The sequence below is a fragment of the Rhodobium orientis genome (genome assembly GCF_003258835.1).
In the GTDB taxonomy this organism is placed as follows: Bacteria; Pseudomonadota; Alphaproteobacteria; order Rhizobiales; family Rhodobiaceae; genus Rhodobium; species Rhodobium orientis.
In genome coordinates, this window is sequence record NZ_NPEV01000027.1 from 15805 (window position 1) to 38825 (window position 23021).

Below are 23021 nucleotides of genomic sequence, written 5' to 3' on the forward strand. Positions count from 1 at the left end.
TCACGCATCCGCCTGCAACATCTCCGCGAGCCGGCGCGGGTCGCGGTCGCCGAGGTCGCGGAGCGCGGCGGCGTCCCGTCCCGGCGGGGCGCCGAACAGGCGCGCATATTCCCGGCTGAACTGGGACGGGCTTTCGTAGCCGACGGTAAAGGCCACATGGGCCGCGTCGCCGCGCTGGGAGACCAGCAGCCGGCGCGCCTCCTGCAGGCGGATCTGCTTCTGGTATTGCAGCGGCGTCATCGCCGTCACCGTCTTGAAATGGCGGTGGAACGAGGCGGTGCTCATGCCGGCGATGTCGGCCAGCGCCTCGATGCGCAACGCCTCCGAATAGCCGTTGCGGATCGCGGCAATCGCCCGGCCGATCTGCGACAACCGGCTGTCGGAAAGCGCGATCTGGCGCAGCATGGCGCCCTTTTCCCCCTTCAGCAGCCGGTAGAGGATTTCCCGTTCGAACAGCGGCGCCAGCACCGGAATGTCGCCGGGCGTATCGAGCAGGGAGACGAGCCGCACCACCGGGTCCAGCACGTCGCCCGGCAGGGTCGCGACCGAAAGGCCGGCAAGCGGCGGCGCCTCGGTATCGCGCCGTTCCGGCAGCGACAGCAGGAGTTCGGCCAGCACCGCCGGATCGAGCCGTAGCGAGAACGACAGGAACGGCCGGTCCCGGCGCGCCTCGGTGATCCGCCCGCAGACGGGCAGGTCGATGGACGCCACCACATAGCGGCCGGCCTCATAGGCGAACACCCTGTCGCCGAGCGTCACTTCCTTCGCCCCTTGCGCAATGACGCACAGGAACGGCTCATAGATGACGCGATTGGGCAGCGTCTCGCTCACCGAGCTGACGAGAGAGACGCCGGGGATCGGTGTCTCCACCCGCCCGTCGCTGGAATGCCGGCCCATCACGGCGGCAAGGTCTTGAAGGGTGGCCATCTGCTGTCTCCTGCGGGGTCCCTGTGAGACTGGCGCCGATCGGGCAAGGAGGCAAGGCTTCGGGGTGCGAAATGACGCCCCTGTGAGAGGATCGGGCAAGAAACGAAGAGCATCTGTCTATCGCCGCCGGGCGATGCGCCCCATTTCAGGGACAGCCCGGCGCGGCGCCACCCGATTCCCCATTTTCCCAAACCGCCCTTCCCCGGTCCGCCGGCCGGCACATCATCTCTCACCAACCAGAGGATATCCCGATGCGATACAAACCCCTTGGCCGCACCGGCCTTCTCGTCTCCGAACTCTGCTTCGGCACCATGACCTTCGGCGGCCGCGGCTTCTGGCAGGCGATCGGCTCGCTCGGCCAGGACGACGCCGATACCCTGATGCGCACCGCGCTCGACGGCGGCATCAACTTCATCGACACCGCCAACGTCTATGCCGAGGGCCTTGCCGAGGAAATCACCGGAACGGCGCTGAAGAACCTCGGCGTTGCCCGCGACGACGTCGTTATTGCCACCAAGGTGCTCGGCCCCATGGGTGAGGGCCCGAACGCCCGCGGCGCCTCGCGCTACCACATCCTCAACCAGGCCGAGGCAAGCCTGAAGCGGCTGCAGATCGACCATATCGACCTTTACCAGATCCACGGCTTCGACCCGCTGACGCCGATGGAAGAAACCATCGACGCCCTCGACAACCTCGTGAAGCGCGGGCTGGTGCGCTATGTCGGCGTCTCCAACTGGGCCGCCTGGCAGATCATGAAGGCGCTCGGCATTGCCGAGAGGAAGAACCTTGAGCCGTTCCGCTCCCTCCAGGCCTACTACACCATCGCCGGCCGTGACCTGGAACGCGAGATCGTGCCGCTGCTGAAGTCCGAAGGCGTCGGGCTGATGGTCTGGAGCCCGCTCGCCGGCGGTCTCCTCTCCGGCAAATACAGCCGCGAGGAGGAAAGCGCACCCGACAGCCGCCGCGCCAGTTTCGACTTCCCGCCCGTCGACAAGGAACGCGGCTTCGACGTCATCGACGCCATGCGCCCGATTGCCGAGAGCCACGGCGTCTCGGTCGCCCAGATCGCGCTTGCCTGGCTCCTGCACCAGAAGGCGGTCACCAGCGTCATCGTCGGCGCCAAGCGGACCGACCAGCTTGAGGATAATCTCGGCGCCGTCAATGTCAGTCTGTCGGAGGAGGAGCTGAAGACCCTCGACGCCGTCAGCGCCCTGCCGGCCGAATATCCCGGCTGGATGATCGAGCGCCAGGGCGAATACCGCGCCGACTTCCTCCCCGAATAGGCAGCAACACAAAACAACGGCGCCGGCCCTTACGAAAAGGCCGGCGCCGTTGGCGTGCTGACGGGTCTGGAAAAGCCCGCGGCGTCTACATCTTCGCCGCGCCGAGGATGGCGCCGGGCCGGCCGGCAAGATCGCGCTGCAGGAGCACGGCGCAGGCCATGCCGGCGCCCTTCTTCAGGATCTCGTCGCGCGGCAGCTCGATGGTCTTGTGGCCGCCGTCCCACATGCCGATGGGCTGGATGGTGCGCACCACATTGGTGTAGGTGATCGTGCGGCCGCTGTTCTCGCCGCGCCCGATCGGCACCTCGCGTGCCGGCTCGTAGGTGACCAGCCACAGCGTTGCCGAGCCGCCGGCAAGCAACTTCGTTCCGTCCGCGCCCTCGCTGCCGACGACGACGGTGAGCTTGTTGCCGTCCGAGCCGAGCGAGACCGGCACCGGCAGGCCGTCATAGCGGTTCATCTGGCGCTTGACGGCGATGGAGATGCCCTGCGCGTCGCTGCCGATGACGTGTTCGCGGCCGTTGACGATGACCTGCGGCGTGTAGACGCCGGTATTGCCGAGAACCCGGGAATAGGCCTTCTGGCGGTCGGTGAATTCCGGCCGCGCCAGCGTGTCCTTCCAGCCGAGATAGTCCCAGTAATCGACGGGGAGCGACAGCACGATGAGGTCCTTGTCGTGGCTGAGCGTGCCGGCGAGCCGGTCGGCCGGCGGACAGGACGAGCAGCCCTGGCTGGTGAACAGCTCGATCACGGCCTTCGGCCCCGCGGCTGCGGGCAGCGCGTGGCCGATCCCCGCCGCAAGGGCGAGGAACATTGCCGGCGCCGCAACGGCGCGCACCATCGTAAGGCCGCCGGGAAACCGGCGAAGACCCTTTGTCATCGTTCCGTCCATCGATCGGATTGTCTGTCGGCCGCCACGATGCGTCCCGGCACCCTGGCGACTGGCAGACCCTAGAAAGCATCCTCGTCACTTGCCAGTCACGTTGGAGTGAGAAAAGCGCGATCCCGCCGCCCGGTCAATCGGCCGGACCCGATGGGAGCCTCAGTCGGACACCATGTCGCCGAGGGCACCGCGCGGATTGCCGAACGGGCCGCTGGCGCCGCGCGCGATCTCCCGCTCATGGTCGAGCGCCCAGATCACCGAGGGAAAGGCGATCTCCGCCGCCGCCGGCAGGCCGTCCCAGGCGAACAGCGCCACCTCAAGGCTCTCCGGCCCCGGCGCCACGTCGCCATGGAGCACGGCCCGGTAGATGAGCTGCACCTGGGAAATCCGCGGGATGGTGTAGATGGCGAGCAGGGACTCGATCTCGATCCGTGCGTTCGCCTCCTCCAGGGCCTCGCGCCGGGCGCCCTCCTCCGGCGTCTCGTTGAGCTCCAGGAACCCGGCCGGCAGCGTCCAGAACCCCTTTCGCGGGTCGATCGCCCGGCGGCACATCAGCACCTTGTCGCCGGCCCGCACCACCGAGCCGACCACGACCTTGGGATTATCGTAGGAAATGAAGCCGCAGCGGGCGCAGACGTCCCGCTCATGGGTGTCGCCGTCCGGCACGGCGCGCACGAAATCCGTCCTGTCGGGCGCCGGACCCTCGTCCGTCATTACCCGGAGGCTCCCGCCTGGCAGCCCTCCGGCGGCGCCGTCGCGCCCAGCGACTGCTTGATCAGCGGCTCGAACTTTTCCGCCCAGAGCTCCTCGTAGAGCGGGCCGACATGCTTGTAGCGGATGCAGCCGAACGTATCGATCAGGAAGGTTTCGGGCTGCCCGGTGACGCCAAAATCGATCGCCGTGCGGTAATTCTGGTCGACGCCGTTGCGCGCGAACGGATTGCCATGCTCTTGCATGTAGCCGAGGGCGTTAGATTCCGAGTCCCGCACATTGATGCCGGCAAGCTGGAACCGGTCGTCCTTGGCCAGTTCCAGGAGCATCGGATGCTCCTGCCGGCAGGGCACGCACCAGGAGGCCCAGAAATTGATGAGGGTGACCTTGCCGTCAAGGTCGGCGCGGGAGAGCCCCGGCGCCGGCTGGCCATTGTAGGTGAGGCCCTTCAGCGCCGCCAGGTCGAATTCCGGCGCCGGCTTGTCGATCAGGACGGAGGGAATGATCCGGCTGGAGCCGCCATGGCTGAGTTGCAGGTAGAACAGCACGCAGAGCCCGCCGAAAAGGATCAGCGGCAGAAGCACCAGCAGCGACGGCCCCTTGCGGCGCGGAAGATCGCCCGGCGCCTTGCCGGCCTCGGCTTGCCGGCCGGCCGACGTCTCGCTTTCGATATCGCTCATTTCTGGCCCCCATGGGCCTTTTCGGAGCGCCGGCGCACGCCCCGCGCCTCAAGCTCGTGGAGCAGCCGGCGCTGGACGCCATAGTCGGCCCAGATCCAGGCGACGAGCGCGACGACGGTCACCGCGGAGATCGCGTAGGCGGCGATGATATAGCCGGCATGGGGATCGGAAAACATCGGGTCTTGGTCCTTCGAACTGCCCGTTATCCTGCCCGGCAAATGGGGCAGGCCGCGGGCGCAGTCAATCGTCATCCGGGCGTCGGCCGCGGCGCCGTCCTTGTCGTCACCGCCGCTAGTGCGGCCCGCTGCTCGCCTCGATCATGCGCAGCGTGCGGATGCGCCGGCGCAGGATCTCGTTGCGCATGGCCATCAGGTGCAGCGTCACGAACAGGAACGTGAAGGCGACGGCCATCACGAGGAGCGGGATCAGGATCGAGGGGTGGATCGTCGGCCCGTCCATGCGCATGACGCTCGCCGGCTGGTGCAGCGTGTTCCACCATTCCACCGAGAACTTGATGATCGGGATGTTGATGAAGCCGACCAGCACCAGGATCGCCGCCGCCTTGCCGGCGCGGATCGGATCCTCGATCGAGCGCCACAGCGCGATCAGGCCGAGATACATGATGAACAGGATGAGGACGGAGGTGAGCCGCGCATCCCATTCCCACCAGGTGCCCCACATCGGCTTGCCCCAGATCGAGCCGGTGATCAGCGCCAGGAACGTGAACGCCGCGCCGATCGGCGCCGCCGATTTCGCCGAGACGTCCGCCAGCGGGTGCTTCCAGACCAGGAGCCCGACGGAGGAGATCGACATCATCGTGTAGCCGAACATGGCGAGCCAGGCCGCCGGCACGTGGATGTACATGATCCGCACCGTGTTGCCCTGCTGGTAGTCGGCCGGGGCGTAGAAGAACGACATGTAGAGGCCGACGACGAACAGAAGCACCGTCGCGCCGATCATCCACGGCAGGAGCTTCGAAATGAAGCCGAGAAAGCGGGTCGGATTGGCCAGCGCCCAGATGCCGCCCGAAGGGGAAGAAACCGTTTCGCTCATGACGCCCATTATCTAACCCTCCTCACTGCGAACCACAATGCAGGCCGGGGAATATAACGCCTTGACTTATGTCAGTCGGGGGTGGGCTGGGGGTGCGGCACTTTGGAATGGGAATAGGGAGCGAAGCGCGCATCACTAAGCCCACCGGGAAGAAAAAGTCCGCTGTCGGCCCAAAGCTGCCGCCAGAGAAAAAACGCTGCGAAGGGCCGTTCCGAGCCCCATTTAGACCTTCGTGGAGAGGCAACGAACGACTGCTTCAGCTCAGACAGCCCGCCCGCCGTCGAGGTTAGCGTCCGGCGTTCCCCCACCTACTCACTCCTCTAGCGATCCAATGTTCCCAGCTGTTGCCTAAGCAATATGATCATGCATTATTTTGGGCGTGGTTTTTTGAGGAGGTAGCTCGTGCCGCTTGAAATGAAATGTGCAAGTACCGACTTGAGGGCGCGCCTTAGCGCCACGATTGCCTGCTTCATATGCGCGACTCCGCGATCAGGAAGTAATCACCTTAGCACCTTACTGTGTCAGACTCATTTAGCAGGTTACCCGGAGGAACATTTTTGGCGTTGCGAGAAACACAATCATGAAGCGTCTTGGGACGCATCTAGGCTTGGCGACATTGTCGATCGAGGAACAAGTACCAACGGTGTGTTTGGAACTAAGTTGATCCTTGGGCCAATGGCGTTCGAACATCTCTATTTCAAATTGCAACAGGCCGGTGTCGCAAAGCCCGGGAACAACTCTCGCGTCGATTTGACCTCGGTCTTCTCAAATGTAAGATATGTTCATCTGTCCAGAAGAAACAAAGTACGGCAAGCCATTTCGTGGTACCGCGCCCTATGCAGCAACATTTGGTTCCGTCGATCCAATGTTCCGGAAACGAGTAACTCGATAAACGAATCATACGACTTCTTTAAAATCGATCACCTCGTACAAGAGATAATTCAAAGAGAAATCTACTTCTCGGATTATTGCCAAAGATATTGCATCTTGCCACATACAGTTTTCTATGAAGACCTCGTACTTTCTCCAGAAGTAACTATATCTAGTATATTGGACTTTCTTAGCACTCGAACAGACACGCACGACTTTGCGATTAGTTCAATATTATTACCACAATCCGATTTTATTACCGAAGAATGGGAACAAAGATATTTTAATGATAGATTGCCAAAAAAATCTGTTTTTAATTGGATTCCAGAAAGTATGAACTAGTACTATTTTATTATATTAGTAATTTATCGCCTATTTATCCAATGATAAGGTGCTTTTGGTGCTTTATTGACTGGAAAAAGAAGATTCCAAATTCTGTTAATGCCGATTGCGCCAGCAGCTGAATTTCAAATTCATATGAAACTTCCTCGAGCCACGAAATGTGAGCTGTAGAAATGCCATAATAATCGTTGCTTTTTTTTGATCGAAGAAACAGTAACAAGGTGTTAACTAACGCATGGTATGCGAGTAATATTTTGGATATTGGCCGTATTTTTTTAATTATTGGTGAATAACCAAAAACTTCACATTCTTTTTCTACGAACAGACCTATATTTTTTTCTGCTTTGTAAAAGTGCTGATGGGCTGCTTCGTGCACAAGAGCCTCTACGACAAAATCTATTTTTGACGGTAAGCTAAGGCAAATAACACCTGGGATAGTACAGTCGCTTCCACTGCGATTGCCAAACTCGCTGTCCAGCGCAACGATTTCATATATAACGGATATAATCCAAGAGTAATACTCTGGGACGAGCAAGCCAACGAGTTTGAGTGCCTCTTCGACCTGGGTACGAGCCGCATCAATGTCAGATGCCCGTTGCAGATTTGCAAAGTCTGAAATGCGATTTGTTACTATAGGTGTAGTATAAAATGAAGAAGAGGACGAAGTCAGGTTAGCTACAGGTGCGGCCGCGATATATAGGTCTGTTTTCAAGGAGTGTCCTTATATCACAAAAATTGATCATGTAGCCGTCAAATTGCGAAGATAATTTGGGTCCTGGAGTTTGCTCAGAAGTTCCACATTCTTCACTTCGGATGGCATTCTAGGTGGCAAGTACAGCGTAACTGCTGAGTGAAGAACGGTCGAAAACTGCTCGATCTTGCTAATTTCGAATTTGTGGACTTGAGACTTCAGCATTGGATGAGGTTGGCTATAGACCGCATAAATTGGGTGGTGCTCAGGGAAGAAGCGAAGCAAGTAATCCCGAAACCGATCAAAACGGCTTGCCGCGCTACGCGCGGAGGAAAAAAGTGCTGTTTCCAATGAGCCGATCTGCCAAATCACTGTTGCTGCTGCTGTATTTATTGGATGTTCGCGTAGAAGTAAATCTGTTGCCTCAAACATCTGAATTCCATTCACCGAGGGATCGATTGCTAGGTCACAAAACAGGCAGTCCAACGCAGAAATCCCAGGCAACAGCTTTACGCTCAATCCGAGGGAAGCTGCCATTTCTCTAACCAAAAAGGGGGGATACGCATAAATTGTTGGGTGTCCGTAAAGCGCGAACGCTACCGGCGAATGCTCAAGGGCAGAATCTACTACGCGCGTTGCCATCTCATGATAGGTTTCCGTACGTTCAGAGTCCTCCGAATACAGATCAGTCAAATTAGTTACGAAATCAGCTTTTTCGGCGAAGTATTCCTCGATTCCAGGAGCTCGCTCTATGTATAATATTTCTTTGCAGAAACCTAGAACGCGATCGACCTCGAGGGTGATATGCTCAATCCATTTAATGCCTATCCCGACAATGTAGATGTCATAACTCATAATGTGTCTCATTCACCGAGAAGCCACTGCCTTGGCCAAACTACGCACCAGCGGCAGGCGTTCGGCTTTCTTGCTAGACCGAATTTTTGTCGCCAGATCAATAATATCGGATGATTTCACATCAAGTTTTTCCATATCCGAAGAATAGATGTCTTCAGTGGGTGTGGGTGTTGTTGTTGTTGTAGTAGTCACAGTCACTGTGTTAACCGTCGTCGTTGTTGTTACAACTGTTACTGGACGAACGTAGTAGTCTGGGTTGCTCAGCCGAACAGCGTTTTCGGACGTTTCCACTTCCCCCAGTGCTTCAATGTTCTCAGGAAAAGAAATTGTATATTTTTTCATACCGAAGTCAGGTTCTTCGGCATTGTCGGATGGTCGATCGAGCTGTGAAATAACGTAATGCACTTCGTCCGGCGTTAAGTCAAAACGCTCTTGAAGCAGATCAGGATGAGAATAAATCTCCTTGCGCAAAGCACGATCGAGTAGTGTGTCCGATAGAAGTTTTTGCAGCGCGGGGCTCATTGCAGGTTCCTCTCTTCAAAAGGAGCAATTATAGGTCTTTAGAGGGGAGATGACTTCACGCTATGCAGTATACCAAATACCAACCACTACCGTCATTGCAGTAATAGCAGCCGCCCCACCATGTACAGCTACGCGGTGCGTACCCCATATTTTCAGCTGTCTGAATTGCTCGTTTGTTTTCTTCTTCTGTGTATACCGAGTCAATCGCGCTAATGTGATCAAGTGCCTTCGCAATTTCAGCGGAAACTTTCTTCCCTTCGGCCATCATAATCTCCATTATTTTATATCTAGGATTGTATATCACGCTTGGGTTGCAAAATCTAGTCTGACTCATGTGGGGTCAGCCAGTTTTGCGGCTCGCGATTTCGTATTCTTTCCGTAGTTGTCGAGGCGGCGTGGGACAACTCTAAGGCGGTGCAGGTAGCCGCTTAGGTCACCGACTCATAAACGCGTACCCGCGACAATGATGGAGACCCAAAAAAGCGGTCGTTGGTTCGATCGCCGCGAGTGCTTACTTTGTCCGCATTGCGGCCGCTTGTGCCAGCTGCAGCGAAAGTCCGCTTCCCGCCCTTTTCCGTCGCTCCGTTTCCAAAACAGCGCCCTGACCCCCTCACTCCCCCTTCTCCCCCTCACTCGCCACATGCAGCGTCTGCGTACTCCCGTCCTTCCGCTCCCCAAAATAAATCGTCTGGTGCGGGAACGGGATTTCGATGTTGCGGTCGTCGAAGATGCGTTTGACGATTTCGTTGTAGGCGCGCCCGATGCCCCATTGTTTGCCGGGCAGGGTCTTGATGCGGCCGCGCAGGATGATTTCGCTGGCGCCGAAGCTGTTGAGGCCGAACCATTCGAAGTCGCCGACGATGGACGGGGCGTGCTCCGGGTTCTGGCGCAGTTCCTCGAAGGCGTCGAACATCGCCTGTTTCGCCTCGCTCGTGTCCTCGCGGTAGGCGACGCCCATGTCGGCGACGAAATACGCAAAGCCGCGGGTGAAGTTGGAGACCATGTCGACCGAGGAGAACGGGATGACATGGAAGACGCCGTTGAGGTCGCGTAGCGAGACCGAACGCACGGTGAGCTTTTCGACGACGCCGCTGGTGCCGGCCAGCGTCACCACGTCGCCCACATTGACGGCGTTCTCGAATTGGATGAAGACCCCGGTGATAATGTCCTGCACCATCTTTTGGGCGCCGAAGCCGATGGCAAGGCCGAGGACGCCGGCCGACGCCAGGAGCGGGCCGATATCGATGCCGATCTCCGACAGGCAAAACATCAGGGTGAGCACCACCAGCACGATGGTGACGGCATTGCGCAGGAGCGACAGCAGGGTGGTCTCCCGCGCGGTCGGCGCCGTCAGCGGATCCCGGTTCAGCCGGTAGTCGACCCACGAGGTCATGGCCAGCCAGAACGCCAGCGCCATGACGAGGATCAGCGTGACGCTCGCCGTCGTGCCGGTGAAGCGCAGGCCGAGGTCCGTGCCGAGCCAGCCGGCAACGTCGATGGCGCCGATGACGTCGAGCGCAAAGAGGATGAGCGCGACGCCGATCGCGATCCGGACCGCGATGAGGAAAGAGGGGATCAGCCGGTTGAGCCGCCGCTCCAGCATCGGCAGGCGGGCATTGAGACTTTCGGGCAGGCTGACGCCGCGGGCGATCGCCTTGGCGATCATCGCCGAGACCAGCGAGGCAACGACCACCGCCAGCACGATCTCGACCGATGCGAACACGGCGGCAAAGACCGCCGTTGCCGGCCGCGTCAACACGATGAAGAACATCACCGCGAGATAGGCCAGCGCGAACCAGTGCCAGCTCTGGGCGAGGGTGCGCACGAGCCGCGAGGGCGTTTTCTGCGACGGCGCCATCTCGCCGGTCGGCTGGCCGTCTTCGTCGAGCACCGGCTGCGGCGGCGAAATCCGCCTCATCAGCCACTCCGAGACCGGCCTGCGCCGCCGCAGCACCAGCGTCACCAGATAGGCCAGCACGAACAAGAGGATCAGCGCCGACATGCTGCGCCCGGCGAGATAGGTGGCGTTGGAATTGATGATCGGCACCACGAGGAGCTGGCCGTAGCCGAGCACGCTGACGACGATGTTGGCGCTGCGGGAGAGAGCGCGCGCCGCCCCGTCCGACAGCGGCAGCGGCCTGAGCCCCTTCGCCACCGGCGAGAGCACCGCGCGGACCGCCACCTTGATCGTTTCCACGACCAGGAAGGCGTTGAGATAGAGCGTCTGGCGGATGCCGATATTGCCGAACTGGCCGAAGACGAGAACCGCGATGACGGTGCCGATCCCCCAGGCGGCAAGGACGATCAGCATGTCGAGGAGGACGGAGCCGGCGAACAGAAACGCGGTGTGCACCAGGGAGGAATCGGAGGCGCGCGCGCCCATGCGCCGGTAGACGGGCGTCATCAGTCCGCGCAGCGTCAGGAAGATCGCGACGGTGATCGCGATCACCAGCAGGAGGTCGCCGAAGGCATCGATCAGCACCTCGACCTGGTTCGTGCCGAGGCTGGAGAACATCCGCTTGGCGCCGGCCAGGCTATGCCAGCCGCGCTGAAGCTGATGTGCGGTGTTTTCCGCTATCTCCTGGGTGAAAAGCGCCAGGCTGCGGCCGATCGAGGCCGGGGGTTCCGCCGCAGGCGCCGCATCGCCCGCCGCGGATCCCGGGGCCGGTGCGGCGGCCGCGCGCTCCAACTCGTCGATCAGCGCGGCGCGGGCGGCATCGTCTTTGAGAATCTCCAGAAGCCGCGCGGTCTGGCTTTGCGCGGCGCCCGCCTCGGAGGGCGTCACCTCGGCGGGGGCGGTCTCGGACGTGGCCGGCTCGGCCTGAGGCGCCCCGGCGGAGGGGCCCGCCTCCTGCGCCAGCGCGGCGGAGGAAAAGAGAACGAGGAGCGTTGCGATCAGCACATTGCGAAGCGGGGCGAGGCTCGCGACGTTGGTCATTGTGGACTGTCCCAGGTCTGTTTCTTTGTTTGCACACCGGACGACACCGGCCGATCCGCCATCGGGGGCGGGACGGCCGCAATGCCTGGTGGACGGGCAGCACCCGCGGGAGGGCGCGCAGGATCTGCCCGGCTTGGAAGGTCGGCGAGAGCCTCCTCACCGCCGCGCCCGGCGTTACTCCAAACGTCGTGCCGCACGCGAATGCGGGTTATAGGGCGAAAATCGAAGCCGTCACGGTGGACCGCCCGGCCATGCGGCCGACAAACCGGAGCCGGTTGATCCTTGGTGAACGACCGCTTTCCGCGCTTCCCGACCGCATCGGCAACGGCATAATCGACAACCGACAGTATTGTTCCCGCCCCGCTCCTGCCCCACCTAACGGACCATGACCTATTCGATCCTCGCCCATGACGAAACAACCGGTGCGCTCGGCATTGCCGTGCAATCGAAATTCCCCGGCGTCTCGACGCTGATCTGCCACGGCGCCGCGAAGGTCGGCGTTATTGCCACACAGGCCTTTTCCAACCCGGACCATGGCGCGCGCGGGCTGGAGCTGTTGCGGCTCGGCGTTGCACCCGAAACGACACTCGACATCCTTTTGGACGGCGACGAGAACAAGGCAGAGCGCCAGCTTGCGATCCTGACGCCCGAGGGCTCGGCCCGCTTCACCGGCGAGGAGGTGCGCGGCTGGGCAGGCTTTGCCGGCGCGCTTGAGGGGAACTCCTGCCTTGCCCACGGCAACGGCCTTGCCGGCCCCCAGGTGCTGCAGGCGATGGTCGACGGCTTTGCCAAGACGGACGGCGATTTCGCCACCCGCCTGATCGCGGCGCTGTCGAGCGGCGAGGCGGCCGGCGGCGAACTCCGCGGCGTCCAGTCCGCCGGCCTGCAGATCTTCCAGGACGGCGCGGGCTATGGCGGGCGACAGCAAATGCTGGTCGACATCTCCATCTACGACCACGCGGACCCGATCGCCGAACTCTCCCGCTGCTACGGCCTCCACCGGCTCTCCTATTTCCCGAGCGAGGAGCAAAACCTCGTCCCGGTCGATGCTGAGACCGCCGCATACCTGACGAAGATTCTCGTCGACGAAGGCTACCTCACGGGCACGCCGGCGCCGGACTGGGACGCGGACAAGATCGCGGCCTTCGCCCGCTTCATGGGGAGGGAGAACTACGACAACCGCATCCGCGAGGACGCCCTCATCGACCTGGAAGTTTTGGCCGACATCCGCGCCAAGCGCAGCGACTAACCCAGGATACGCTCGACCGCTTCGGCAAGGTCGGCAACGACCGCCGTCGGCGTCGGCTCGACGGCGTCCTCGTCGCCCGGCCGGTATTTGCCGGTGCGCACCAGCAGCGCGGCGCCAATGCCGGCGGCAAGCGCCCCGGCAACGTCGGATTCCGCATCGTCGCCGACCATGACGGCCTCTTCCCGGGTTGCGCCGAGGCTTTCCAGCACCGTGTCGAAGAAATCCGGCGACGGCTTACCGAGGACGGTGGCCTCGCGCCGTGTGGCGAATTCCAGCGCCGCAACGAACGCTCCGGCGTCGAGGCTGAGCTTCCCGTCCGCGTCCTTGAAGGTGCGGTTGCGGGCAAGCGCCAGGAAATCCGCGCCGTCGACGAGCTTGCGGAACGCCGCGTTCATCGCCTCATAGGTAAAACCCGTGCCCGCATCGCCGACGACGACGGCATCGCCCGTCGTGCCGCCGCAGCCCTCGAACTCGCCGACAAGGGCCTCGTGCACCAGCAGATGCGGCTTGAGCCCGCGCGCATTGAGCCAGTCGCAGGCGACCTGCGCCGGCGTCGCCACCTCGTCGGCAGATATCTCAAGGCCCATCCCTTGCAGCCGCTCGATCAGCTTCGCCTTCGGCGTGCGCGTCGTATTGGTAAGGAACCGGAGCCCGAGCCCGGCCGTGCGTAGCCGCCCGACGGCGTCGATCGCGCCGGGGATCGCATGGTCGCCCTCATAGACGACGCCGGAAAGGTCGAGGAGCACGCATCTGGCCATGACGGAATGATGCCGCCGACCGTATACAGCGTCAATGTCGGCTCATCCCAACGGGCAAGCCCGCCCGCGATCAGTCCCCCGAGCGCCTCAGTGCCGCGGCGGCGGCGATGGGGGCAAAGACCATCGACAGCAGCGACAGGCCGCACAGGAACAGAAACGGCGTCAGGAACGGCGTCGGCTCGGTGACGGCGGCCGTCGCGGCCGAGACCCCGAAGATCAGAACCGGGATCGTCAGCGGCAGAACGAGGATGGCGAGCAGCACGCCGCCACGCCGCAGCGAGACGGTGAGCGCGGCGCCGATGGCCCCGATCGCCGTCAGCGCCGGCGTTCCGACAAAGAGCGTCGCCATGACCGCGCCGATGGCGATCGGTTGCAGGTTGACGAAGATGCCGAGCACCGGCGCGGCCAGCACAAGCGGCAGCCCGGTCGCCACCCAGTGCGCCATCGCCTTGACGAAAACCAGCACCTCGATGGGGTGCTCGCCGAGCAGCAAGAGGTCGAGCGTGCCGTCGTCCCGCTCCGACTGGAACAGCCGGTCGAGGGAGAGAAGCGTTGCCAGCAGCGCCCCGATCCACAGGATCGCCGGGCCGATGCGCGACAGCAGCTTGAGGTCCGGGCCGACCGCAAAGGGAAAGACGGAGACGACGGTGAGGAAGAAAAGAACGCCCATCAGCGCGCCGCCGCCGACGCGCACGGCAAGCCGGATCTCCCGGACGAAAAGGGCGGAAAAGGCACCTGTCATGCGACCCGCGCCTCCCCGAGCTTGAGCGACTTGGTCTCCGCCAGCGGCAGGGAGCCATGGGTGACGGCGATGATCAGCCCGTCGGCGAGGAGGTGGGCGGACATCAGTTCGCCGAGCCGCACCTCGCTGGCGACGTCCAGCGCCGCCGTCGGCTCGTCGAGCAGCCACACCGGCCGGTGCGAGACGACGAGCCGGGCGAGCGCCAGCCGCCGCCGCTGGCCGGCGGACAGGACCGCTGCCGGAAGATGGTCGAGATGGCCGATGCCGACCCGGTCGAGGGCCTCCAGCACCGAGACGCCGCAGTCGCCGTAATAGCGGTGCCAGAACTCCAGGTTCTCGCGCACGGTGAGCTGGGTCTTCAACGCATTCTCGTGGCCGAAATAGTGGCAGTGCGCGCCGAGCGGCAGTTCCGGGTCGCCGCCGGTCAGCTCCAGCGTGCCGTCGGCCAGTTCGATCAGACCGGCGATGGTCCTCAAGAGGCTCGACTTGCCGGCGCCGTTCGGCCCGGTGACGACCAGCGCCTCGCCGGCCGAAACGTCGAAATCGACACCGGCAAAAACCCGGCGCCCGCCCCGGTCGCAAACGAGGCCGCGCCCTTCGATCGCAAGATCGCCCATGGAGGATCCGTTCTGACTGCGCTTCGCCCCGTTCGGTAAACGCCGGCCCGCCGGAAGTCCAGTCGCGAAGCATCTCCGCACGCCATTCGGACCCCAGCGCGTCCATCCGACGCCGATAAATCGACGCTCCGATCTCCGGAATTTGCGCAAACGCCTTTCGTTCATATGGAATCGCCCTAAAAAATTCGCTATAGGGCATGCGAACCGAGCCCAAGGCCCCGCATTCACCGAACGCTGGCGGCGTGTCACCCTGGCTCCGGCCCGGCACGCGTACTCCTCGCGCGGTCACGATACGCCAGCCCGCCTCAAGACGAAGGAACCGCCAGCCGTGACATCTCAGTCGCTCGACAGCTTCAAGGCGCGCAAGACCCTCAAGGTCGGCAAGAAATCCTACGAAATCTTCAGCCTCAAGGCGGCCGAAAAGAACGGCCTGGAGGGCGCCTCGCGCCTGCCCTTCTCGCTGAAGGTGCTGCTTGAGAACCTCCTGCGCTTCGAGGACGGCCGCACGGTCACCGCCGACGACATCAAGGCGATGGTCGGCTGGCTGAAGGACAAGCGCTCCGACCGCGAGATCGCGTTCCGCCCGGCCCGCGTGCTGATGCAGGACTTCACCGGCGTTCCGGCCGTCGTCGACCTGGCCGCCATGCGCGACGCCACGACCAAGCTCGGCGGCGATCCGGAGAAGATCAACCCGCAGGTCCCGGTCGACCTCGTCATCGACCACTCGGTCATGGTCGATGCCTTCGGCACCAAGATGGCCTTTTCCCAGAACGTCGAGCTTGAATACAAGCGCAACGGCGAGCGCTACGAGTTCCTGCGCTGGGGCCAGGAGGCGTTCGACAATTTCCGCGTCGTGCCGCCGGGAACCGGCATCTGCCACCAGGTCAACCTGGAATACCTCGCCCAGACGGTCTGGACCCGCAAGGACAAGGTCAAGACCAAGAAGGGCAAGGAGACCGTCGAGTTCGCCTATCCGGACACCCTCGTCGGCACCGATTCGCACACCACCATGGTCAACGGCCTGGCCGTGCTGGGCTGGGGCGTCGGCGGCATCGAGGCGGAGGCCGCCATGCTCGGCCAGCCGATCTCCATGCTGATCCCGGAGGTCATCGGCTTCAAGCTCACCGGCAAGCTCAACGAGGGCGTCACCGCCACCGACCTGGTGCTGACCGTCGTCGAAATGCTGCGCAAGAAGGGCGTCGTCGGCAAGTTCGTGGAGTTCTATGGCCCGGGCCTGTCCAACATGACGCTGGAAGACCGCGCCACCATCGCCAATATGGGTCCGGAATACGGCGCCACCTGCGGCTTCTTCCCCGTAGATGCCGAAGCCATCGACTACCTTGAGGCCACCGGCCGCAAGTCGGCCCGCATCGAGCTGGTCGAGGAATACGCCAAGGAGCAGGGCCTCTTCCGCACCAACAAGACGCCGGATCCGGAGTTCACCGACACGCTGGAACTCGATATGGAGACGGTCGTGCCCTCGATCTCCGGTCCGAAGCGCCCGCAGGACCGCATCGCGCTCGACACCGCGCCGGAAGCCTTCGCGCTTTCCATGGAGAAGGAGTGGGACAAACTCGCCGAACTCGACAAGCGCGTCGAGGTCGAGGGCCGCGACCACGATCTCGGCAATGGCGACGTGGTGATCGCGGCGATCACCTCCTGCACCAACACCTCCAATCCGAGCGTCCTCATCGGCGCCGGGCTGCTTGCCCGCAATGCCCGCGAAAAGGGCCTTGAGGTGAAGCCCTGGGTCAAGACCTCGCTCGCCCCGGGCTCCAAGGTGGTCACCGACTACCTGGAAAAAGCCGGCCTGCAGAAGGACCTCGACAAGCTCGGCTTCAACCTCGTCGGCTATGGCTGCACCACCTGTATCGGCAACTCCGGCCCGCTGCCGCCGGAAATCTCCGACGCGGTCTCCAAGAACGACCTCGTTGCGTGTTCCGTATTGTCCGGCAACCGCAACTTCGAGGGCCGCGTCAACCCGGACGTGCGCGCCAATTACCTGGCCTCGCCGCCGCTGGTCGTCGCCTACGCCATCGCCGGCTCCATGAAGATCAACCTGACCAAGGACCCGATCGGCTACACCAAGAAGGGCAAGCCGGTCTATCTGAAGGACATCTGGCCGAGCACCAAGGAGATCACCGACCTGATCCGTAAGTCGATCTCCAAGAAGATGTTCAAGGACCGCTACGGCAACGTCTTCGAGGGCGATGAGAACTGGCAGGGCATCAAGGTCGAGGGCTCGCTCACCTATGACTGGCCGATGTCGTCGACCTACGTCCAGAACCCGCCCTATTTCGAGGGCATGAAGATGGAGCCGGAGCCGGTCACCGACATCGAGAACGCCCGGGTCATCGGCCTCTTCCTCGACTCCATCACCACCGACCACATCTCGCCCGCCGGTTCCATCATGGAGAAGTCGCCGGCCGGCAAGTACCTGTCGGAGCACCAGATCAGCCGCGCCGAGTTCAACTCCTACGGCTCGCGCCGCGGCAATCACCAGGTGATGATGCGCGGCACCTTCGCCAACATCCGCATCAAGAACCAGATGGTTCCGGGCGTCGAAGGCGGCTACACCAAGCACCAGCCGTCCGGCGACGAAATGTCGATCTACGACGCGGCCATGCGCTACAAGGACGAGGGCGTGCCGCTGGTGGTCTTTGCCGGCAAGGAATACGGCACCGGCTCCTCGCGCGACTGGGCGGCCAAGGGCACGACGCTCCTCGGCATCCGCGCCGTCATCGCCGAATCCTTCGAGCGCATCCACCGCTCCAACCTGGTCGGCATGGGCGTCCTGCCGCTGGTCTTCACCGGCGAGGATAGCTGGAAGTCCCTGAAGCTCGACGGCACCGAGACGGTCACCATCAAGGGACTGTCCGAGGGCCTGAAGCCGCGCATGACGCTGGAGGCGGAGATCTCCTATCCCGGCACCAAGAAAAAGAAAAAGGTCGTGCCGCTTCTGTGCCGGATCGATACCGAGGACGAGCTGGAATACTACAAGAACGGCGGCATCCTGCACTACGTCCTGCGCAACCTCGCCGCCTGACGCGGCAGGGTTTGTTGACGGATTGAAGCCGCGCGGCGTGAAAAACGCCGCGCGGTTTTTTTGTTGATTTATCGTCCCACGATGTCGTTGGGAGGCTTTTCTTGGCGGCGCCTGATCTTGCATCGCGGCCGCCCATGACTCAGCTCCCGCGCCTCTTGCTCACCGCGTTCCCCTCGGCGTCATCCCGGCCGTAGCGAAGCGGAGAGCCGGGACCCATTGCCCCTATCAACGCGGTAGCCCCTATCGGATGTCCGCACGGCGTCCGTCGCAAGCGTCATCATCCGCCCGCCAACGGCATGCCGTTTGGACAGGGGCAATAGGCCCCGGATCGGGGTCCGGGGTGACGACAGAGTGTGTGGCAAGGGAAGAGGAAAACCCGCCGGATCTCAGGGCGCGTGAAAGGTAGCGCCCATCCCTCTCAGCGTCATTGCGAACGAGCGCAGCGAGTGCGGCAATCCAGGGCGGCACGCTCCGAGCTTGCGGCTTCTGGATCGCCACGGCGCCTGCGGCGTCTCGCGATGACGCCTCAGGTGCCGCGAGAGCGCCCTACTCCGCCGCCCGCCGCAGCCACGACCGCCCGGCGACGGGCGCCTCCGCGCCCTCGTCGAGCGGCTGGTAGAAGAGGTCGATGGCGGGAAGGTCGCCGCGCTCCAACGCCGCGCGGGTCGGCTCGTGGGAAATCTCGAAGCTCTCAAACCCGCAGCGCAGCATGAACGGGATCTGGTCGATCAGAATGTCGCCGACGGCGCGCAGCTCGCCGGAAAAGCCGTGCCGCTCGCGCAGCAGCCGCGCCCGGGAATAGGACTGGCCGAACTGGAATTTCGGAAACGACAGGGCGATGAGCGAGAGCCGCGACAGATCGCCGACGGCGGCGACAGTTGCATCAAGGTCGTCGTCGGTGTCGATCAGGAGGCCGAGCCGGCCATTGCGCGAAAGGAGCACCTCGCGGTCCTCGGAGAACCGCACCACGGAGACGATGACGTCGCGTTCCGGCAGCGGAACCTCGTCGGCTACCATGGTCCAAGAATCGTCGACGAAGCTGCCCTCGCGCCAGATGGCGACAGATTCCGCCTGATCGATCGTCGTCATCGTTCCGTCCTCAGCTCTTTTTCGTGCGGGTCAGCTTGCCGCCAGCAAAATGGATGCCGCATTCGGTCTTCTGGGAGCCGCGCCAGCGCCCGGCGCGCGGGTCTTCGCCCGGCAGCGTCGGCGAGGTGCAGGGCATGCAGCCGATGGACAAATACCCCATCGGCACCAGCGGATGGGCCGGCAACTCGTGCTCCTTGGCATAGCCTTCAAGCTCCGCGGCGCCCCAGGCGGCGAGCGGATTGACCTTGATGCGCCCGTCGGCGACCTCGAAGAGATTGAGTTCCGAACGCGTCGACGACTGGTAGCGCTTGCGCCCGGAAATCCAGGCCTTGTAGGGCCCGAGGGCCCGGTTCAACGGTCGCGCCTTGCGGATGACGCAGCACCAGTCGGCATCGGTGGAGAACAGCATGCCGTCGGGATCGACCCGCGCCAGTTCTTCCTCGTCCGGATGAATCGTCTGAACGCCCGTCAATCCGAACTTCGCAATGATCTCGTCGCGGTAGCGCAACGTCTCGCCGAAATGCTTGCCGGTATCGATGAAAATGACCGGCAGGTCCGGCTTGATGCCGGCGATCATGTGCAAAAGCACGGCCGATTCCGCGCCGAAGCTGGTGACGCTGGAGGTATCGTCCGGGAACAGGTCGAAGATGGCGAACTCCAGGACCTCCTGGGGCGAGGCACCGGCAAACCGCGCCTCCAGCTCGGCCAGGTCGACATCCTGCGGACGGTAATTGCGACGCGGAGCGTCATTGTGCGCCATAAAGCACTCCCTTGAACGGCTCCGGCCCGAGCCGCCGATAGGTTTGAAGGAACGTCTCCCCGGCGTCCCGCCGCTCAGTGAGATAGAAGTCGACCAGCCCCTCCACCGCATCGATCACCGCGTCTTCCGAAAAGCCGCGCCCGGCCACCGCGCCGATGGAGGTTTCGTCGCCGGCCGAGCCGCCAAGGGTGATCTGGTAGAATTCCTGGCCCTTCTTCTCCACGCCGAGGATGCCGATATGGCCGACATGGTGGTGGCCGCAGGCATTGATGCAGCCGGATATCTTGATCTTCATGTCGCCGATCAGCCGCTGGCGCTCCGCATCGGCGAAGCGTTCGGCGATCCGCGTGGCGATCGGGATCGACCTTGTGTTGGCCAGCGCGCAGTAGTCAAGCCCCGGGCAGGCGATAATGTCCGAGATAAGCCCCGCATTGGCGCTGGCAAGGCCGGCCTCAACGAGCGCATCGTAGACGGCCTTCAGGTCGTCGAGCCCGACATGGGGCAGCACGAGGTTCTGCTCGTGGGTGACGCGGATGTCGTCGTGTCCGAACCGTTCGGCAAGGTCGGCGACGGCCTCCATCTGCTCCGCGCTGGCATCGCCCGGGATCTCGCCGACGGCTTTGAGGGAGATCGTCGCGATGCCGTAGCCCTCGACCTTGTGGGCGACGACGTTCCGGGAAACCCAGGCGTCGAACCCGGCATCCGAGGCGCGCTCAGTAGCGAGCTTGGACGCGGCATCCGGACGCTCGGCGAGGCCGGCCGGCGCAAAGAATGCTGCGATTCGCGCAACATCCGCTTTTGGCAGCTTCAGCGCCCCCTCGCGGATGCGCTCCCATTCCGCCTCGATCTCGGCCTTCAGCTCCTCGGTGCCGGTCTCGTGGACGAGGATCTTGATCCGCGCCTTGTACTTGTTGTCCCGGCGACCGTGGAGGTTATAGACGCGCAGGATCGCCTCCAGATAGGAGAGCAGATCTTCCTCAGGCAGGAAATCGCGAACCTTCTTGGCGATCATCGGCGTGCGGCCCTGGCCGCCACCGACAAAGACCTCGAATCCGACCTCGCCGTCCGCGCCGCGCAGCGCCTTCAGGCCTATGTCGTGCACCTTGATCGCCGCCCGGTCGACCGTGGCGCCGGTGATCGCCACCTTGAACTTGCGCGGCAGAAACGAGAACTCCGGATGCAGCGACGACCACTGGCGGATGATCTCCGCATAGGGCCGCGGATCGACGAACTCGTCGGCCGCAGCACCGGCGAAGGGGTCGGCCGTCGTGTTGCGGATGCAGTTGCCGGAGGTCTGGATCGCATGCATCTCGACCCTGGCGAGGTCGTCCAGCAGGTCCGGGATCTCGACAAGCTTCGGCCAGTTGTACTGGATGTTCTGGCGCGTGGTGAAATGGCCGTAGCCCCTGTCGTAGCGCCGCGCCACATGGGCAAGCATGCGCATTTGCGCGCTATTGAGGACGCCGTAGGGGATGGCGACGCGCAGCATATAGCCGTGGAGCTGCAGGTAGACGCCGTTCATCAGCCTCAGCGGCTTGAACTGCTCCTCGGTCAGCTCGCCGGAGAGCCGGCGGTTCACCTGGTCGCGAAACTGCGCCACCCGCGCCTTGACGAAGGCGGCGTCGAAATCGTCGTAAACATACATCGCTCCGCCCTCCCTCAGGCCGCAACGGCGGCAAGCGCCGCCTGCGGGCCGAGATCGGTGCGCACGGTCGGGCCCCTTGCCCGGATGCGCTCGCGCAGGCGAACCGGCACCATGGTGCCGGCCTCCACCGTCACGTCGATGGCATAGGGTTCGACCACCACATCTGCCTGCCGGGAAACAGTCTCCAGCATCGCCGCCGCCTCGTCGTCGCTCCGGAACACTGCTGCACGGCGGGCATCGGTGACCCACGCGCCGCGCGCGTCGAGCCAGACCGCTTCGCCGTCCTTGAGCCGGTTGGCCGTAATGCTCTTCATCGTCCGCTCCCTTCGCAATGACAATGCGCAGCCGCCCGTCCGCTTGCGTGCCGGCTGTCGGAAGATTTTCGGCAGTGCACAACACGTCGGGCGTTTCCACGATGAAGAAAGAAGTATGTTCCAAAATTGGGGCGGTAAACGCCGGAAGGTAAAAAAGAATTTCAATTCCGGCAACCGCGCCCGGCCGGAGAATACCATTTGTCGCAGCGCACAAGACGTAGCGCGTCCGTTCCGTCATTTCTCCGAAAGGGCGGATGGCTTGGCGAAATCTTGTTTCACCGACGACAAGACAGGTCGAATAGCGAGCGCGGAAAAACGCTGCATTCCCGTCAACTCGAACCGCATGTCAGCACATGCAGATATGCGAAAAGAACATATTTCGAAAAAAGTATCTTTGTCCGAGGAAGGCCGGGATCAGCCCTCGCCGTCCTCCGTCTCGACGGCGTGGCGGCTCATCAGCGGCATCTGGGAAAACGCAAAGAGCACCGTGATCGGCAGGAAGCCGAAGGTCTTGAAGGCGACCCAGCTTTCTTCCGAAAAGTTCCGCCAGACGAATTCGTTGACGACGGCCATGACGATGAAGAAGAGGCCCCAGCGCAGGGTCAGGATGCGCCAGCCTTTCTCATCGAGCTGGAACGCACCGTCGAACAGCTTCCGCAACAGCGGCTTGCCGAGCGCCAGCCCGCCGAGCAGCGCCGCGGCGAACAGGCAATAGACGATGGTCGGCTTGATCTTGATGAAGGTGTCGTCGTTGAAGATGACGGTCAGCACCACGAAGACGACGACGAGGACGCCGGAAACCAGCGGCATGGTCGGGATGTGCCGGTAGCGCACATAGGAGATCGTCAGCGTGATCACCGTCAGGAGCGCCAGTACGACGCCGGCAACGACGATCGGCTTGTAGACCTCGCCGCCGACCGTCACCGGATCGACCGTGAAATAGGTCGCGAAGAACGCCACCAGCGGCCCGAAATCGAGCAGGAACTTGAAGCCGGAGGACGGCGTCTTCTTGTCGGTGGCGGTCTCGGTCATGGGCGCTTTTCCTT

At 62.7% G+C, this 23021-nt stretch carries 22 protein-coding genes; 4 read left to right on the forward strand and 18 right to left on the reverse strand.

Translation table 11 applies throughout. From position 1 onward, the window contains the following. On the reverse strand, positions 1-927 hold the full coding sequence (locus CH339_RS13065; protein ID WP_111434804.1) for an AraC family transcriptional regulator: 927 nt from the start codon (positions 925-927) through the stop codon (positions 1-3). Positions 928-1178: 251 nt separating this feature from the next. Here CH339_RS13065 and CH339_RS13070 point away from each other — a divergent pair, with 251 nt between their 5' ends. Next, entirely contained in the window at positions 1179-2210 is a 1032-nt protein-coding gene (locus tag CH339_RS13070; protein WP_111434805.1) for an aldo/keto reductase, read from the forward strand. An 85-nt stretch (positions 2211-2295) separates the two neighbouring features. Here CH339_RS13070 and CH339_RS13075 read toward each other — a convergent pair whose 3' ends face one another. The 5 genes from CH339_RS13075 to CH339_RS13095 form a co-directional block, all read right to left on the reverse strand. Then, on the reverse strand, positions 2296-3090 hold the full coding sequence (locus tag CH339_RS13075; RefSeq protein ID WP_111434841.1) for a DUF1223 domain-containing protein: 795 nt from the start codon (positions 3088-3090) through the stop codon (positions 2296-2298). 162 nt (positions 3091-3252) lie between these two features. Further along, positions 3253-3807: an NUDIX hydrolase gene (locus CH339_RS13080; RefSeq protein WP_111434806.1), complete on the reverse strand. Its 555-nt coding sequence runs from the start codon at positions 3805-3807 to the stop codon at positions 3253-3255. Next, the gene (locus CH339_RS13085; protein ID WP_111434807.1) at positions 3807-4484 is read right to left on the reverse strand and encodes a DsbE family thiol:disulfide interchange protein; all 678 of its coding nucleotides are present in this window, start codon (positions 4482-4484) and stop codon (positions 3807-3809) included. The genes CH339_RS13080 and CH339_RS13085 overlap by 1 nt, the downstream gene beginning before the upstream one ends. After that, positions 4481-4660 carry a heme exporter protein CcmD gene (gene ccmD / locus CH339_RS13090; protein WP_111434808.1) on the reverse strand — a complete coding sequence of 60 codons (180 nt, stop codon included), beginning with the start codon at positions 4658-4660 and terminating at the stop codon, positions 4481-4483. Before ccmD ends, CH339_RS13085 begins: the two co-directional genes overlap by 4 nt. A gap of 115 nt (positions 4661-4775) precedes the next feature. After that, a complete protein-coding gene (locus CH339_RS13095) occupies positions 4776-5537 on the reverse strand; it encodes a heme ABC transporter permease (RefSeq protein ID WP_111434842.1) in 762 nt (253 codons plus the stop codon). A 414-nt stretch (positions 5538-5951) separates the two neighbouring features. Between CH339_RS13095 and CH339_RS25410 the strand changes: the two genes are divergently transcribed. Next, positions 5952-6749, forward strand: a complete 798-nt coding sequence (locus tag CH339_RS25410) for a Stf0 family sulfotransferase (protein WP_111434809.1) — start codon at positions 5952-5954, stop codon at positions 6747-6749. 34 nt (positions 6750-6783) lie between these two features. On the opposite strand, the gene CH339_RS13105 is transcribed toward CH339_RS25410, so the two are convergent. From CH339_RS13105 to CH339_RS13115, 4 genes are all read right to left on the reverse strand, one after another. Beyond that, positions 6784-7461 carry an aKG-HExxH-type peptide beta-hydroxylase gene (locus CH339_RS13105; RefSeq protein ID WP_111434810.1) on the reverse strand — a complete coding sequence of 226 codons (678 nt, stop codon included), beginning with the start codon at positions 7459-7461 and terminating at the stop codon, positions 6784-6786. A 27-nt stretch (positions 7462-7488) separates the two neighbouring features. Beyond that, a complete protein-coding gene (locus CH339_RS13110) occupies positions 7489-8295 on the reverse strand; it encodes an SAM-dependent methyltransferase (protein WP_170138517.1) in 807 nt (268 codons plus the stop codon). Positions 8296-8307: 12 nt separating this feature from the next. Further along, a complete protein-coding gene (locus tag CH339_RS24325; RefSeq protein WP_146610173.1) occupies positions 8308-8817 on the reverse strand; it encodes a hypothetical protein in 510 nt (169 codons plus the stop codon). Positions 8818-9427: 610 nt separating this feature from the next. Further along, positions 9428-11755 carry a mechanosensitive ion channel domain-containing protein gene (locus CH339_RS13115; protein WP_111434812.1) on the reverse strand — a complete coding sequence of 776 codons (2328 nt, stop codon included), beginning with the start codon at positions 11753-11755 and terminating at the stop codon, positions 9428-9430. A gap of 385 nt (positions 11756-12140) precedes the next feature. On the opposite strand from CH339_RS13115, the gene CH339_RS13120 reads away from it, so the two are divergent. Then, positions 12141-13004 (forward strand): DUF1028 domain-containing protein, encoded by an 864-nt coding sequence (locus CH339_RS13120; RefSeq protein ID WP_111434813.1) that lies wholly within the window; start codon positions 12141-12143, stop codon positions 13002-13004. Here CH339_RS13120 and CH339_RS13125 read toward each other — a convergent pair. The 3 genes from CH339_RS13125 to ccmA all read right to left on the reverse strand — a co-directional run bounded on the left by CH339_RS13125 (position 13001) and on the right by ccmA (position 15121). Then, entirely contained in the window at positions 13001-13762 is a 762-nt protein-coding gene (locus CH339_RS13125; protein WP_111434814.1) for a TIGR01458 family HAD-type hydrolase, read from the reverse strand. The genes CH339_RS13120 and CH339_RS13125 overlap by 4 nt on opposite strands. A 70-nt stretch (positions 13763-13832) precedes the next feature. After that, the gene (gene ccmB / locus CH339_RS13130; protein WP_111434815.1) at positions 13833-14504 is read right to left on the reverse strand and encodes a heme exporter protein CcmB; all 672 of its coding nucleotides are present in this window, start codon (positions 14502-14504) and stop codon (positions 13833-13835) included. Continuing rightward, positions 14501-15121, reverse strand: a complete 621-nt coding sequence (gene ccmA / locus CH339_RS13135; RefSeq protein ID WP_111434816.1) for a heme ABC exporter ATP-binding protein CcmA — start codon at positions 15119-15121, stop codon at positions 14501-14503. Before ccmA ends, ccmB begins: the two co-directional genes overlap by 4 nt. Before the next feature lie 328 nt (positions 15122-15449). On the opposite strand from ccmA, the gene acnA reads away from it, so the two are divergent. Further along, on the forward strand, positions 15450-18167 hold the full coding sequence (gene acnA, locus CH339_RS13140) for an aconitate hydratase AcnA (RefSeq protein WP_111434817.1): 2718 nt from the start codon (positions 15450-15452) through the stop codon (positions 18165-18167). A 546-nt stretch (positions 18168-18713) separates the two neighbouring features. On the opposite strand, the gene CH339_RS13145 is transcribed toward acnA, so the two are convergent. The 5 genes from CH339_RS13145 to CH339_RS13165 form a co-directional block, all read right to left on the reverse strand. Then, a complete protein-coding gene (locus CH339_RS13145; RefSeq protein ID WP_111434818.1) occupies positions 18714-19256 on the reverse strand; it encodes a DUF934 domain-containing protein in 543 nt (180 codons plus the stop codon). Between the two features lie 10 nt (positions 19257-19266). Next, positions 19267-20016 carry a phosphoadenylyl-sulfate reductase gene (locus CH339_RS13150; protein WP_111434819.1) on the reverse strand — a complete coding sequence of 250 codons (750 nt, stop codon included), beginning with the start codon at positions 20014-20016 and terminating at the stop codon, positions 19267-19269. Beyond that, positions 20003-21661, reverse strand: a complete 1659-nt coding sequence (locus tag CH339_RS13155; RefSeq protein WP_111434820.1) for a nitrite/sulfite reductase — start codon at positions 21659-21661, stop codon at positions 20003-20005. Before CH339_RS13155 ends, CH339_RS13150 begins: the two co-directional genes overlap by 14 nt. A 14-nt stretch (positions 21662-21675) precedes the next feature. Next, entirely contained in the window at positions 21676-21975 is a 300-nt protein-coding gene (locus CH339_RS13160) for a DUF2849 domain-containing protein (protein WP_111434821.1), read from the reverse strand. Between the two features lie 414 nt (positions 21976-22389). Then, a complete protein-coding gene (locus CH339_RS13165; RefSeq protein WP_111434822.1) occupies positions 22390-23007 on the reverse strand; it encodes a septation protein A in 618 nt (205 codons plus the stop codon). Between the last annotated feature and the right edge of the window lie 14 nt (positions 23008-23021).

Bases quoted from the DNA above. Each gene is read 5' to 3' on its own strand.
- CH339_RS13125 (WP_111434814.1), bottom strand. From the start codon at position 13,762: ATGGCCAGATGCGTGCTCCTCGACCTTTCCGGCGTCGTCTATGAGGGC.
- CH339_RS13065 (WP_111434804.1), bottom strand. From the start codon at position 927: ATGGCCACCCTTCAAGACCTTGCCGCCGTGATGGGCCGGCATTCCAGC.
- CH339_RS25410 (WP_111434809.1), top strand. From the start codon at position 5,952: ATGAAATGTGCAAGTACCGACTTGAGGGCGCGCCTTAGCGCCACGATT.
- CH339_RS13150 (WP_111434819.1), bottom strand. From the start codon at position 20,016: ATGGCGCACAATGACGCTCCGCGTCGCAATTACCGTCCGCAGGATGTC.
- CH339_RS13085 (WP_111434807.1), bottom strand. From the start codon at position 4,484: ATGAGCGATATCGAAAGCGAGACGTCGGCCGGCCGGCAAGCCGAGGCC.
- CH339_RS13080 (WP_111434806.1), bottom strand. From the start codon at position 3,807: ATGACGGACGAGGGTCCGGCGCCCGACAGGACGGATTTCGTGCGCGCC.
- CH339_RS13120 (WP_111434813.1), top strand. From the start codon at position 12,141: ATGACCTATTCGATCCTCGCCCATGACGAAACAACCGGTGCGCTCGGC.
- ccmD (WP_111434808.1), bottom strand. From the start codon at position 4,660: ATGTTTTCCGATCCCCATGCCGGCTATATCATCGCCGCCTACGCGATC.
- CH339_RS13155 (WP_111434820.1), bottom strand. From the start codon at position 21,661: ATGTATGTTTACGACGATTTCGACGCCGCCTTCGTCAAGGCGCGGGTG.
- CH339_RS13165 (WP_111434822.1), bottom strand. From the start codon at position 23,007: ATGACCGAGACCGCCACCGACAAGAAGACGCCGTCCTCCGGCTTCAAG.
- CH339_RS13095 (WP_111434842.1), bottom strand. From the start codon at position 5,537: ATGAGCGAAACGGTTTCTTCCCCTTCGGGCGGCATCTGGGCGCTGGCC.
- CH339_RS13145 (WP_111434818.1), bottom strand. From the start codon at position 19,256: ATGACGACGATCGATCAGGCGGAATCTGTCGCCATCTGGCGCGAGGGC.
- CH339_RS13070 (WP_111434805.1), top strand. From the start codon at position 1,179: ATGCGATACAAACCCCTTGGCCGCACCGGCCTTCTCGTCTCCGAACTC.
- CH339_RS13075 (WP_111434841.1), bottom strand. From the start codon at position 3,090: ATGACAAAGGGTCTTCGCCGGTTTCCCGGCGGCCTTACGATGGTGCGC.
- CH339_RS24325 (WP_146610173.1), bottom strand. From the start codon at position 8,817: ATGAGCCCCGCGCTGCAAAAACTTCTATCGGACACACTACTCGATCGT.
- CH339_RS13160 (WP_111434821.1), bottom strand. From the start codon at position 21,975: ATGAAGAGCATTACGGCCAACCGGCTCAAGGACGGCGAAGCGGTCTGG.
- CH339_RS13115 (WP_111434812.1), bottom strand. From the start codon at position 11,755: ATGACCAACGTCGCGAGCCTCGCCCCGCTTCGCAATGTGCTGATCGCA.
- ccmB (WP_111434815.1), bottom strand. From the start codon at position 14,504: ATGACAGGTGCCTTTTCCGCCCTTTTCGTCCGGGAGATCCGGCTTGCC.
- CH339_RS13110 (WP_170138517.1), bottom strand. From the start codon at position 8,295: ATGAGTTATGACATCTACATTGTCGGGATAGGCATTAAATGGATTGAG.
- ccmA (WP_111434816.1), bottom strand. From the start codon at position 15,121: ATGGGCGATCTTGCGATCGAAGGGCGCGGCCTCGTTTGCGACCGGGGC.